Origin of the sequence: Paraburkholderia sp. RL17-337-BIB-A, from assembly GCF_046025895.1 — a bacterium.
GTDB lineage: Bacteria > Pseudomonadota > Gammaproteobacteria > Burkholderiales > Burkholderiaceae > Paraburkholderia > Paraburkholderia fungorum_C.
Genome location: NZ_JARESY010000003.1, coordinates 957564 through 971390, shown reverse-complemented (window position 1 = coordinate 971390; position 13827 = coordinate 957564). Strand labels below are relative to the sequence as shown.

Genomic DNA, 13827 nt, shown 5'->3' with positions numbered 1-13827 from the left:
GCAGACGTGCGACCGCATGCCCGCCGTCACGCGGCGAGCCTGCGAGTGCTGTGTCAGCGCCCCATCATGACTGCTTTTGCAGTTTCACGATGGTGAGGGTGCCGTTGACGTTTTCGACGCGGACCTTGACCTTGTCGCCCTCGTGAACCTGCTTGACCATCGCGGCGTCCTTCGCCTTGAACGCCATCGTCATCGGCGGCATCCCGACGGTCTCCAACGCGCCGTGCTTCAGCGTGACCATGCCGGTCTCAGCATCCACCTTTTTGACCTCTGCATCGGTGAGCGCGGTGTTCGATGACATCTTCGAAGCCGACGGTTTGGACATGTTCATGCCGGCCATGTCATCACCAGCGAACGCGGGCGCAGCAACGATGGCTGCAAGAGCAACAGATGCAACAATCAACTTCTTCATTGAACTTCTCCAGTTTGAGTAGATGGCACTTTCATGCCGGAGGGTACTGCGTGGGGGAGCCCTGCACCTGCCTGCTTGCGCGCACGGCGGCGCTGCAACAGGAACCAGGCGGCGGGGATAACGAACATCGAAAGGATTGGCGCAGTGACCATGCCGCCCACCATCGGTGCGGCGATGCGCTGCATGACTTCCGAACCAGCGCCGTGTCCGACCATGATGGGGATGAGACCAGCCAGCACGACAGCAACCGTCATCGCTTTCGGTCGCACGCGTAACACGGCGCCTTCGCGAATTGCATCGAACAGAAGCGCCTCGGTTAGCGGTTCACCATCCTCCAGCCGGCGATTGAGCGCACCCTTCAGATAGAGCAGCATCACGACACCGAACTCGGCCGCGACACCTGCGAGTGCGATAAATCCGACTGCGGTTGCGACCGACACCGCATGACCCAGAATCCAGATGAGCCAGAACCCGCCGACCAGAGCGAAAGGCACCGTCGACATCAGCAGGAGAGCATCGGCCGCAGAGTTGAAGGTCAGGAAGAGCAGCACGAAGATAACAACGAGCGTTACGGGAATGACCGTGCGCAGTTTCGCCGCTGCACGCTCGAGATATTCGAACTGGCCGGACCACGCAATCGAATAACCCGGCGGAAGCGTCACCTTCTCCGCAACAGCGCGCTGCATTGCTTCGACCGCTGACTGCAGGTCCGTATTGCGGATATCGACATAGACGTAGCCGGAGAGCCGCGCATTTTCGCTGCGAATCATCGGTGGGCCATCGGCAATCGTGATGTGCGCAACATCACCGAGTTGGATTTGCGCGCCACGGTCTGTGACGACCGGTAGCTGACGCAGCTTCTCGAGCGAATCCCGGATTTCGCGTGGATAGCGAATATTGATGGGAAACCGCTCCCGGCCAGCAATCACCTCGCCGACGTTTTCCCCGCCGACGGCCGAAGAAATGACAGCCTGGATGTCGCCGACGGAAAGCCCGTAACGTGCAGCCGCCTGCCGGTCGATGTCGATGTCTATGTACCGACCTCCGTTCAGGCGCTCGGCCAGTGCAGAAGTGACGCCTGGCACATTCTTGACGGCTGTTTCGACGTGTGCCGCAATTCTGTCGATTTGCGTAAGGTCGCTGCCTGAAATCTTGACGCCGACTGGCGTCTTGATGCCGGTAGACAGCATGTCCAGACGATTACGGATGGGCGGCACCCACACATTCGACAGCCCCGGCACCTTGACGGTCCGTTCCAGTTCATCGACCAGCTTCTCTGGCGTCATGCCGGGTCGCCACTGGCTACGCGGCTTGAACTGAATCGTGGTCTCGAACATTTCGAGCGGTGCCGGGTCCGTAGCGGTGTCGGCCCGCCCGGATTTGCCGAAGACGGTCTCCACCTCTGGGACCGTCTTGATGAGCCGGTCAGTCTGCTGCAACAGTTCGCTCGCCTTCTCGGCCGAAATGCCCGGAAGCGCTGTCGGCATATACAGCAGGTCGCCTTCATCGAGTGGTGGCATGAATTCGCCGCCGAGCTGGGAAAGCGGAATCACGGAAGCGGCCAGCGCGACCACCGCCAGACCAATGGCAACCCACGGTCGCCGCAGCGTGGCCTCCAGCAACGGCCGGTACAGTCGAATCAGCACGCGATTGATGGGGTTCGCGTTTTCGTGCGGAATGCGGCCCCGGATGAGGTAGCCCATCAATATCGGCACCAGAGTTACCGACAGGCCGGCAGCAGCGGCAATGGTGTAGGTCTTGGTGAAAGCCAACGGAGAGAACAGCTTCCCCTCCTGCCCCTCGAGCGAGAACACTGGGATAAACGACAGCGTGATGATGAGAAGCGAGAAGAACAGCGCCGGTCCCACCTCCGCAGCAGATGTCGCGATGAGTTCCCAGCGCTGTGCCGTCGTGATTTGTTCGCCCGGATGCTCGTGGTCGTACGCTTCGAGATGCTTGTGAGCGTTCTCAATCATCACGATGGCCGCGTCAATCATCGCCCCGATGGCGATTGCGATGCCTCCCAGCGACATCAGGTTCGCGTTGACACCCTGATAGCGCATCACGATGAATGCGGCCAGCACACCGAGCGGGAGCGACAGAATGGCGACAAACGCACTGCGCAGGTGAAACAGGAACACCGCGCAGACCAGCCCAACGATGATGAACTCCTCGATAAGTTTGTCCTTCAGGTTGTCCACCGCACGTTCGATGAGCTGTGAGCGGTCATAGGTCGTCACAACCTCGACTCCGGCCGGCAGTGAACGCTTCAGGTCAGCCAGTTTCGCCTTCACCGCGTCGATAGTCGTCAGCGCATTCTTGCCGGAGCGCATGACGATGACACCGCCCGCGACCTCGCCCTGGCCGTTCAGCTCAGCGATGCCGCGCCGCATCTCGGGTCCGATTTGAATCCGGGCTACATCACCGAGCAGAACCGGCGTACCGACATCGTTCGTTCGCAATACGACGTTGCGAAAGTCGTCGAGTGTGTGCAGGTAGCCAGACGAACGGACCATGTACTCCGACTCAGCCATTTCAACCACCGACCCACCTGATTCCTGGTTCGCTTTGCCGAGCGCGTCGGCCACCGCCGCCTGCGTGATGCCGTAGGCGCGCAGTTTGTCCGGGTCGAGCACAACCTGGTACTGGCGCACCATGCCGCCGATGCTCGCGACCTCGGACACGTCAGGCACTGACTTCAGTTCGAACTTCAGGAACCAGTCATTGAGCGCGCGCAGTTGTCCGAGGTCGTGTTGTCCGGTCCTGTCGACGAGTGCATATTCGTACACCCAACCCACGCCAGTTGCATCCGGTCCGAGCGAAACGGTCGCCCCCTGTGGCAGTCGGTTTTGTACCTGATTCAAGTATTCGAGCACGCGCGAGCGCGCCCAATACTGGTCGGTTTTGTCGTCGAACAGCACGTAGACGAACGCATCGCCGAACGACGAATACGCGCGAATGGTTTTCGCACCGGGCACACCAAGCAGCGTCGTCGTCAGCGGATAGGTCACCTGGTCCTCGACGACCTGCGGCGCCTTGCCCGGATACGACGCCTTGATGATGACCTGTGTATCAGACAGGTCAGGCAGCGCATCGAGCGGCGTCTGCGTGACCGAATAGACGCCCCACGCCGTAACGAGCACGGTCGCGAGCAGCACCAGGAAGCGGTTGTGGATAGACCACCTGATAAGACGCGCAATCATTTGGCGCCTCCGACCGGCTCGACCTTGGTCAACTGGTATCCATCACCCGACTGCGTGAAGACAAAATGCACGGTCTGGCCAGGCTTCACGTCCGGAAACGCCGTCGGCGACGGTTTGCCGAACGACATGGTCATTGCGCCCCAGCCCAGCGCTGGAACGGGTTGATGTGAAAACGTGATGTCCCCGGCCGTTACCTGTTCGACCTCACCTGTGGTGTCGTAGGTCTGCGGTGCTGCTGCGGCAGGTGCTGGAGGCGACGCGCTCGCGCCGGTCGGTGCGGTCGCTTCGAGCTTCGGCAGAACAGATTTCAGACTCGCCTCCGAGTCAATCAGGAACTGGCCGGATGCGACGACCTGCTGGCCCTCGGTCAGGCCGTTGGCCACTTCGGTGTCGTCGCCGGCATCGTTGCCAACGGTGACCGAGACAGGTTGTAACCTGCCGTCTGGGTTCTTGACGATGACCACCGACCGCTTACCCGTCGTGATGACGGCTTCCGAGGGAACCAGCAACCGCGATACCTTTTTTGCCGCGCCGACGCGGGCCCGCATCAACATCCCCGGCGTCAACCTGAAGTCCGCGTTATCGATTTCGAGGCGAGCCTGAAGCGTACGGCTACTCGTGCTGATGCCTGGCAGGATTTCACGGATGTGTCCCGTGAAATGTTGGGCAGGGTCACCGGCAAACACGGCCTCCACGCTCATGCCCGGTCGGACCTGAAGCGCCAGCGCTTCGGGCACCTCGACCACGAGCCACAGCCTGTCGAGCCCGGAGACCTTTGCGAGCGTCTGGCCGGGCGACACCATCGCACCATCGCGAACGTTCAGTTCGGTCAGCACGCCGGTTTCCGGTGCGGATAGCGTGATGTGCGTCTGCGCCTTGCCGGTGCGGTCGAGACTGGCAATCACGCCGTCTGGAATCGACATCGCCCGCATGCGCGCGCGTGATGCCGCAAGCATGCCGTCGTCCATGCCGCCACGCTTCAGCGCCAGATATTCTTCCTGCGGCGCGAGCCAGTCTGGAACGAACAGCGACGCAATCGGCGCGCCTTTCGTGACGCGTTGCATCGGGGCACTGGCGTAAAGATGGTCAATGTAGCCGGTCACCCGCGACTGCACGACATCGGCTTTTGATTCATCGAACTGCGTTGTACCCACCGCGTCGAATCCTTCAGTTTTTTCCTGCCGACGCACGGTCGCGTAGCGAATGCCCAGGTTCTGCTGCAACCCCGCGTCAATCTTGATGCCGTTCGAACCACCTTCATCGGCGTAGACCGGCTCAAGCTGCATGTTCATGAAAGGTGACTTGCCGGGCTTGTCGAAATGCTGGTTCGGCACCATCGGGTCGTGCCAGTACAGCACCTTCCGGCCAGTCTTCGGGTCGGTTCTGTCGCTGGAGGATGTTGCCGCAGCAGCGCTCTCGCCGCCCATCGTTGAACGATGCGTACCGGCGACATAGCCGGCACCCAGCAATGCCGCTGCGGCAAACACCAATATGGCCGCGCGTGCCAGTTGTTTCTTCTGCATGTTGTTCTCCTTCACTGACTCACGGACGTCGAAGCGGGCACGACCTGGTATTCCAGTTGGGCCCAGGTTTGCGACACATCGCGCTGCAGGTCGAGCACCTGAAGTTCGGCGTCGAGCTGCGCACGCCTGGCAGCGAAGGTATCGGCCAGCGAGCCCGTGCCTGCCCTGTATGCGGCAGCCGCCAGTTGCACGCGCTGGTCCGCAGCCGGAAGCAGGGAGTAGGTGAGATTGGTAATGCGCTCGCGACCGCTCGCGAGCGTGGCTGACTGCGTACGGATATCCGCTTCGACCTGACGCTGCGCATCCTCGTACATCAGTCGCGCCTTGGTGCCAAGCTGTGCTTTTTCGGCGGCGTCCCGGTCCTCGACGTTCTTCCGGTTAATCGGCAACGGAATACTGACGCCCACCGACACAAACCTCGAGGAGCCGCCCCCCTGCAGATAAGAGACGTTCCAGGTCCAGTCCGTATTGCGGTTGCTGTTGGCGACAGCGGTATCGGCGTCCGCCACTCTCATGTCAGCCGTCGCGGTCATGAGTGCGGGCTCGACTTCACGGAGCTGGTCGGGCGGAAGCGAGGCCACAACGGATTGCGGCGCCGGCGGTTCGCCGGCAACGTCTGTGACCGCACCGGCCGTCCAGCGCGACAGGCTGATGAGCGCTGTTTGTAAAGTCTGCTGGGCCTTCAGGAGCTGGTCCTGCGTTTGCGCCAGCATGAGTTGGGCTTGCACGACGTCGCTTGCAGATGCTTTTGCACCCCGATAGGAGGCTTGTGTGGCCGCGAGCTCGTGCGTCATGTGTCCGACCAGTTCTTGCTGCAGTGACACAGCCTTTTTTGCATAGGCTGCGTTCAGCCATGCCGTCGCAGTTTGCTGGCGCACATTGACAAGTTGCGCTAGAAATCCCGCGCGCTCCTTATCGACAACCTGGTTTGCCAGCGCGGAACGAAGCCGGCGTTTTTCCGGTGAGACCCATTCCTGCTCGATGCCGATACGGCGCATCGTCAGGATGTTCTGGCCAATCGTGAACGCCTGTGGGCCATTGATTGGCAGATTGTCGATGCCCGCCGCGAGCATCGGGTTGGGCAACTGCCCCGCCTTGACGGCAGCTTCTGAACTGGCACTGACGGACGCCTGTGCCGCCTGCATCGAAGCCGAACGGTCAGTCGCAGCCTGGAGCGCCGCATCAAGCGTAACGGGTGCCTCCTGAGAGTACGCTGCGGCGCTTGCGAGAATCAGCGCGGCAAAAAGCGAACGCGCGCGCAGTGGTGCACGCCGGCATGACGGCGTGCCAATAGTTAAAGGCATGTTCTAACCCCAACGGCGGACTCCCACAGGGAATCCACGTCCTGGACGCAGGACGACCTCACCGCGAATGCGGTGAACCTGTCAGCAAGGGATTAGATGGCGCGAGGAGGTCGCCAGAGACCGGCCGGTTCACGGACGGTGAGCGACAGTGCGTAGTGGAATACGACGGGGCTGGACAGCCCGGCGGGACGGGTTACCTCGGCAGCGGAGACAGGGTGATACAGGCTGCCGAGCTGGCATTGCGCCGTTGCCTTGCAGAAGAACCCCTTGGCTTTTTCCGGTTGCGATGATTTCATCGTCTCGCAGCCGGGCATGTCCGAAGACATGGCACTGCCTTCGTCAGCGGACATGGGCATCTGCATTGGACATTCTCCGGTCAAGCCGCTGGCCGCCAGCCCACTGATGGGCAGCGCGGCGCAAAGCAACAGGAGCAGCAATGTCCGAAGAAATTTCATGGCTGTGATTATAGCGGAGCCGTTTTATCCATGTACCCGCGAATGTGTAGCTAGTGTCGCTCGCGCACAGCGCCGGCACCGACTGACGATTATGGTGGCGGGGCGCAGCACCTGCCGCCGGCGATTGACCCGCCAGCGAAAGGACTCAACGGAAATGCGCGCACGTGGTAGGGACTGGTTCGCGGAACCAGTCCCTACCACGCACTTCCGGCGCCCGACCATGCATACTTTCCCGCTTAAGGCCGCCGCTCAGTGAGGTGTGGCTAAGGCACCGCGTGCTTTTTCTTCCTGAACGGCGCCAATGTCAACAGTGCCTGACGCCGACCTGCCTGCCTTCGGTTTCCACGTGCGCAACAACAATGCGTTGCTGACAACACTCACGCTGCTGAAGGCCATCGCGGCTCCCGCCACGACGGGACTGAGCACACCAGAAGCCGCCAGAGGCACGCCGACGACGTTATAGACGAACGCCCAAAAGAGGTTTTGCCGAATCTTCCGATACGTCTTGCGTGAGATGTCAATCGCGTCGGCCACCAACGACGGGTCGCCACGCATCAGCGTCACGCCTGCTGCATGCATCGCGACATCCGTGCCTGTTGACATTGCAATGCCAACGTCAGCCGCTGCCAGCGCGGGCGCATCGTTTATCCCGTCACCGACCATACCGACAACCGCGCCAGCCTTACGCAACGCGGCGACGGTGTTTGCTTTGTCCTCGGGCAGCAATTCTGCATGCACTTCGTCGATGCCCAGTTCCTTTGCCACGCGCTGCGCGCTACCCCAGTTATCACCGGTAAGCAGGACCGTGCGCACGCCCATCTCTGAGAGCGCTCCGATAGCATGACGCGCGGTGTCCTTTATGGCGTCGCCGAAGGCCATCAAGGCGAGCACGCGGGACTCGGGTTTGATTTCAATCAACCATGACACGGTCAAACCCGAGGCCTGCGCTTCTTCGGCCGCTTGCTGCAGTTCGCTCGGCACCTCGACAGCACGGCCGCCCAGCCACCGGTCACTGCCAATGACGAGTTGCCGCTCGTCCACGGTAGCTTCAATGCCGTGACCGGGCAGCGCTGTGACGTCTGCGACGCTGCTCGGTGCGGTTCCTTCGCGTTGCGCTTCCGCGACGACCGCACGGGCCAGTGGGTGTTCGCTCGCCTGCTGAACCGACGCAGCAAGCCGCAGCGCCTCGTTTCGTGACACATGCGCCGGCTCGAATATGACGAGACTGGGTTTGCCTTCGGTCAACGTGCCCGTTTTATCGAACGCGACCACGTTCATCCTATGGGCCAGTTCCAGGGCTTCGGCATCCTTGATGAGTATGCCGTGCTGGGCCGCCACGCCGGTGCCTGCCATAATCGCGGTAGGGGTCGCAAGACCGAGCGAACAGGGACAGGCAATGACAAGTACCGCGACCGCGTTCAGCACTGCGATTTCGGCACTTCCACCCACAGCGAGCCAGCCGAAGAAGGTCAGCAATGCAATGCCCAATATAGCCGGCACAAATACCGCGCTGACCTTGTCCACCAAACGCTGAATCGGCGCCTTCTCGGCCTGTGCGGACTCGACCAGCCGAATAATGCGCGACAACATCGTGTCCGCGCCGACGGCCGTCGTCCGCACAACAAGGTAGCCATGCGCCACGATTGAGCCGGTGACGACCGCGTCGCCAGCGCCCTTGGACACCGGCAAGCTCTCTCCCGTGATGAGCGACTCGTCAATATCGCTTTGGCCTTCCAGAATCACGCCGTCGACCGGAATTCGCTCGCCAGGACGAACCACCACGCTGTCGTCGACTCTTACCTGGGACAGTGGAATGTCCTTTTCTTCGCCGTTTGCGCGCACGCGCGCCGTTTCAGGCCGCAGAGCATTCAGCGCGCGTATGGCCTCGGCCGTCTTACGTTTCGCACGCACTTCCAGCCATTTGCCGAAACGCACCAGCGTAATGACGATGGCGGCCGACTCGAAGTACAGGTGCCCCATTTCGCCAGGGTGAGCCATCATTTCATACACGCTCAGCCCGTACGCAGCGGAAGTCCCGAGCGCAACCAGCAAATCCATGTTGCCGGCTCTCGCCAGAACCGCCCTGTATGCAGCCTTGTAGAACCGCCCGCCGAAGGCAAACTGCACGATTGTCGCGAGCACGAGTTGAACGGACGGTGGCAGCATCACGTGCAGACTGAACCACTGGGCGGCCATTGGCACGGCCAGCGGCAGCGTGAGCAGCGCGCAGACTGAAAACTGCCAGCATCTCGCTGTCTCGCCGGGGCAACGGCGCTTGCTTCGCTTCGTCGGTGTGCAATGATGCCTCATAGCCCGCTTTCGAGACGGCGGCGACGAGCGCGTCCTCTCTAACTGCAAAGCCGCGCACCGTTGCGGTCTCTGTTGCGAGGTTCACGACGGCGTCAGTCACGCCGGCTACCCGGAGCAGCGCCTTTTCGACGCGCGAAACGCAGGATGCGCATGTCATGCCGCCCACGTTAAGCGAGGTCGACGACTGTGGAACTTCGTAGCCTGCGCGTTTCACTGCCTCAACAAGCGCATCCGCCACGACGGATGAGTCCGTCGTTACGTTCGCGCGCTCGGTGGCGATATTCACGGTCGCCCGTTCGACGCCCGGCACTTTTAAAATCGCTTTTTCAACCCGGCTCACGCAAGACGCGCAAGTCATTCCTTCCACGGGCAAAGTCCATTCTTTGGCCGGCTTTCTACCGCCGGCCTGCGGCACTGTCGCTTCCATTTTCATCACCTCATCGATAATCACAACCGAGCCAAGGGCGGCTCGGGCGCGAGTCAATCTTTCAAAATCGGGCTGTAACCCGCCTCGGAGATGGCATGCAGAAACTCATCGGGCGACGTCTCAGACACAACCTTCACCCGCTTTTGGTCAAGGTATACGTGGACCATCGCGGATTGGTCCGCGTCTTTTACCGCTTTCGTGATGAGGCCCGCGCAGTGACCGCACGTCATGTCTTTCACTTCAAATTCCATTTTTTCTCTCCGTTCAGGCTGAATGAATCCAGCATTGGCCCTCCCCCTATTGGAAGGTCAAGCGCGCGGCCGCAGTCCCCCGTCTCATGACCGCGCTGGGTCAATGACGTTGCAGTCAGGTCATTCAGGATTGGGCATTCAGGTTGAGAATCGCCTCTGCAGTGCTTCGCCAGGTTCTCGAGGGTCTCTTTCATTTCAACGAGTTCACGGATACGCAGCTCCAGCTCTCCGATATGCCCCATGGCCAGGCGTTTGACCTCGCTACTCGGCCGGCCGTCCTGCCACAGCCCGAGCAAAACGGTGATTTGGTTCATCGAAAAACCGAGTCGGCGCGCTTGCTTAATGAACCGAAGTATTTGCACATCGCTGGGCGAATACACGCGGTAGTTGGACTGCGTGCGCTTCGCCGGCCGAATCAGTCTGGTTTCCTCATAGTGGCGAATCATCTTGGCCGATACGCCGGACGCCTTCGCCGCTTCACCAATGTTCATATTGAGCCCCTGTAGAGCACGGTCCGTACGCCGCACATTTTTTACTGTGGACCTTCCTATGATGGGAAGGTCAAGCGTGTGCGCCACCCCTGCAGGCGGTGGCTAGTGCAAGCGGTTCCTGATGGGGTTCATGCATTACATGTGGGCCGCCGTAGCTCGCGCCGCTGGCGGCGAATGCTGCCTTGACGTGAATCTGTTGCTTCGATGACAAGGCTTGGAGCCATAAAAAAAGGACCCGAACATGCGTTCGGGTCCTGTAAAAGATGGCCTTTGCCTGGGGAGTCAATCGAGGCTGGCTGAGCCCTCAATTGACCCTGCGGCGGTGACCATCTGCGTGGACGTAAGAAACAAACGCTGCCGAACTGGCTACTAGGCGTCCGGCAGCGGGCTGGAGACAAGCACGGCAGCAGCGACCAGCACACCCGCCAGGACCAGCGACTCGACATGCAGGACAGCGGCGAAGCGTTTGAGGTGGCGTACCGGCGATGTCGATGACGCATTTGTCAAAGACGCCAATAGGCCGGGCATCTGAAAGAAGCGATTGTGCCCGCCGAGCGCGGCGGCAACGAGCACCAGCGCAAGTTTCAGAAGCAAAATCTGTCCATAAAGCGAACCGACCAGGTTGCCCGCCGAATTGACGCCGCGCCACCCGTTGTACGCACCGGTAGCAAACAGCAAAATCAGCGCGAACGTGGCAGCGTCCGAGAGCGACTGAACGAACGCACCACTGTTCACAAGCTCGGTTCTCTTCGCTTCGAACAAACGCGGCATCACAACGTAAGTCGCAACCAGCACAAGGCCCACCCACGTGCTGATGGCGAGCAGGTGTATCCAGTCCGCCCATACAGGCAGGCTGAAAAGGCCAGCATCGACCGGATGGCCCCCATTGCTTCGAGCGAGGGCGACACCAGCCACGGCCAACCAGATGGCTAGCGGAAATCGAATCGACTTGCCCGTCTGCATGAACGAAAGGATGACCACGCACAGCATCAGTCCCTCGCCAACCGACCAGGCATGACCAAAATCGGTCGCCACCAGCATCGAGCGGATTGCAGGCCCCGCCTCCAGCAGCGTGGAGTCGCTCATCAACGCGCAATGAATCCAGAATGCAAACGCGCTGGACATCAGTGCGCCGACCGACGCAATACGTAGAGCGCGAAGCAGCCGTCGGCTCACGCCTGTCTGCCACGGTGAGGGTCGGCGCGCGAGCCACCGGTCACTGAGCAGCACGCCGACAACAACTGCAAAGCCGAGGTTCTGAAGAGCGACTGACGCGAGCCGCAGGATGCCAAGGAGACCGTCGTTCATCACTTCACCCGAAAGCCGTATGCGCCCTTCGTCTTGTGGGAATCATGTGTCATGACGGCCCACTGCACGGAATAGGAACCCGGCGACAGCTTCGGGACAGCAATGGTCAACACGCGCGGATTCGCGGCATCGACCTTGGCCTTTTCCTTGCTAACAGCGGTGCCGTTTGCGTCGGTCACTTTCACGGTGCTGAAGGCGGACTCCAGGTCCTCGTTGAACGTGAGTCGCAACGTGTCCGGTGCCGCGTCGACCGTGGCACCGGAGGCCGGGACGGCGCTTTCGAGCTTGCCGTGCGCGAACGCAGCAGCCGGCATGAATGCGATGACGGCTGTCGTAGCTAGTCCCATCAAGTGCTTGCGAGTGAATGTTTTCATGTTCTTGCGCATCCTGAATAGTCAAAGTAGGTGTTGCCTGCTTTTAATGGCAACACCCCGTGCACCATTACGGCTTCTGCAGCTTGGTTACCGTCGCGACGCCGTTCACTTCTTCGGCCACGAAATCAATCTTGTCGCCGACCTTGACCTGCGAAATCATTGCCGGGTCCTTCACCTTGAACACCATCGTCATGGCTTCCATGCCCAGATTCTCTATCGGGCCGGCTTTGATGGTCAGCTTCCCGGCTGCAGCATCGACCTTCCTGATTTCCCCATGCGACATGGCGGCGTTTTCACCGGCCGGTTTGGCACTGCTGCTGCTCATGTCCATGTTGCCCGTGTCGCCGGCCGCATAGGCCGATGCGGAGATTGCCAATGCGCAGCTAACTGCAATCAATGCAAATACGTTCTTCATCACTCTTTCCCCTGCGTTAAACAAAAGTTGGGCCGGCTGCATGCCGGCCAGACAAAAATCAGCTCTCCGGTAGCTCACCGGTGTATTCGTAGGCGACCGTTCCTTTGGGGTGTTTGAACCAGCCCGGGTCGCGGTAGTCGTTGCGCCCCAGTCCCTCGCGAACCTTCACGACGCTAAACATGCCGCCCATCTCCAGCGGGCCAAAGGGGCCGGTGCCGGTCATCATCGGCAGCGTGTTATCGGGCAGCGGCATCTCCATCTCGCCCATCGCGCCACCCGTGCTGCCCATTGCCATGTAATCTGGCACCAGCTTGTTGATGCGTTTGGCAAGGTCCTTCTGCGGCACGCCGATGAAATTCGGTACCTGGTGTCCCATCGCGTTCATCGTGTGGTGCGACTTGTGGCAGTGAAACGCCCAGTCGCCGGGCCGGTTCGCCGTGAATTCGATGGCGCGCATCTGGCCGACCGCGACGTCGGATGTGACCTCCGGCCAGCGCGCGCCCTTCGGAATCCACCCACCGTCCGTGCCGGCTATTTCGAAGGAGTAACCGTGCAGATGGATGGGGTGGTTGGTCATCGTGAGATTGCCGAAGCGGATACGCACGCGGTCGCCAGCACGGATGGGCAACGGGTCGATACCGGGAAACACCCGCGCATTCCACGTCCACATGTTGAAGTCGGTCATCTCATTGACGCGCGGCGTGAAACTGCCCGGGTCGATGTCATACGCCGACATGATGAACACGAAGTCGCGGTCGACCTGCATGACGCCGGGGTCTTTCGGATGAACGATGAACGTGCCCATCATTCCCATCGCCATCTGCACCATCTCGTCCGCGTGCGGGTGATACATGAAGGTGCCGTGCCTCTCGAGCTCGAATTCGTAGACGAAAGTCTTGCCCGGTGGGATATGCGGTTGCGTCAAGCCGCCGACGCCATCCATGCCCGATGGCAACAGCATCCCGTGCCAGTGAACGGTGGTGTGCTCCGGCAGCTTGTTGGTCACGAAGATGCGGACCTTGTCGCCTTCCACTGCCTCGATGGTCGGCCCCGGCGTCTGGCCGTTGTAGCCCCAGAGATTCGCGTTCATGCCGGGTGCCATTTCACGTACCACGGGCTCCGCAGTCAGGTGGAATTCCTTCCAGCCGTTCTTCATTCGCCAGGGCAGCGACCAGCCATTCAGCGTTGCAACGGGCGTATAGGGACGGCCATTTGGAGGCGTGAGCGGCGGTTGCATCGTGGGCTTGGCCATCGTGGGCGCCTCAGGCAGCGACGCAGCGCCAGCCTTGCTGACCAGTGCTGCTCCCAGCAGCGCCGCCCCGGAGCCACCAATAAAATCTCGACGTGACACCAT

Annotated in this window: 10 protein-coding genes and 2 pseudogenes; all 12 read right to left on the bottom strand. The window is 60.9% G+C overall.

The annotated features are described in order from the left end of the window. Positions 1-64: 64 nt before the first annotated feature. The gene (locus P0D84_RS42630) at positions 65-412 is read right to left on the bottom strand and encodes a copper-binding protein (RefSeq protein WP_408348694.1); all 348 of its coding nucleotides are present in this window, start codon (positions 410-412) and stop codon (positions 65-67) included. Beyond that, a complete protein-coding gene (locus tag P0D84_RS42625) occupies positions 409-3615 on the bottom strand; it encodes an efflux RND transporter permease subunit (RefSeq protein WP_408348691.1) in 3207 nt (1068 codons plus the stop codon). The genes P0D84_RS42630 and P0D84_RS42625 overlap by 4 nt, the downstream gene beginning before the upstream one ends. Continuing rightward, a complete protein-coding gene (locus tag P0D84_RS42620) occupies positions 3612-5138 on the bottom strand; it encodes an efflux RND transporter periplasmic adaptor subunit (protein WP_408348688.1) in 1527 nt (508 codons plus the stop codon). Before P0D84_RS42620 ends, P0D84_RS42625 begins: the two co-directional genes overlap by 4 nt. Positions 5139-5149: 11 nt before the next feature. Continuing rightward, entirely contained in the window at positions 5150-6442 is a 1293-nt protein-coding gene (locus tag P0D84_RS42615; protein WP_408348685.1) for a TolC family protein, read from the bottom strand. Between the two features lie 92 nt (positions 6443-6534). After that, complete coding sequence (locus P0D84_RS42610) at positions 6535-6897, bottom strand: hypothetical protein (RefSeq protein ID WP_408348682.1); 363 nt, start codon at positions 6895-6897, stop codon at positions 6535-6537. Between the two features lie 249 nt (positions 6898-7146). After that, positions 7147-9640 (bottom strand): annotated as a pseudogene (locus P0D84_RS42605) (heavy metal translocating P-type ATPase). A 47-nt stretch (positions 9641-9687) separates the two neighbouring features. After that, positions 9688-9885: a heavy-metal-associated domain-containing protein gene (locus P0D84_RS42600; RefSeq protein WP_408238471.1), complete on the bottom strand. Its 198-nt coding sequence runs from the start codon at positions 9883-9885 to the stop codon at positions 9688-9690. A 116-nt stretch (positions 9886-10001) separates the two neighbouring features. Further along, positions 10002-10376 (bottom strand): annotated as a pseudogene (gene cueR, locus P0D84_RS42595) (Cu(I)-responsive transcriptional regulator); the annotation flags it as partial. A 369-nt stretch (positions 10377-10745) separates the two neighbouring features. Continuing rightward, on the bottom strand, positions 10746-11684 hold the full coding sequence (locus tag P0D84_RS42590) for a CopD family protein (protein WP_408238468.1): 939 nt from the start codon (positions 11682-11684) through the stop codon (positions 10746-10748). Continuing rightward, positions 11684-12058: a copper homeostasis periplasmic binding protein CopC gene (gene copC / locus P0D84_RS42585; protein WP_408348679.1), complete on the bottom strand. Its 375-nt coding sequence runs from the start codon at positions 12056-12058 to the stop codon at positions 11684-11686. Before copC ends, P0D84_RS42590 begins: the two co-directional genes overlap by 1 nt. Before the next feature lie 67 nt (positions 12059-12125). Then, positions 12126-12473, bottom strand: coding sequence for a copper-binding protein (locus tag P0D84_RS42580; protein WP_408238550.1), 348 nt, complete (start codon positions 12471-12473; stop codon positions 12126-12128). 58 nt (positions 12474-12531) lie between these two features. Continuing rightward, positions 12532-13827 (bottom strand): multicopper oxidase domain-containing protein, encoded by a 1296-nt coding sequence (locus tag P0D84_RS42575; RefSeq protein WP_408126987.1) that lies wholly within the window; start codon positions 13825-13827, stop codon positions 12532-12534.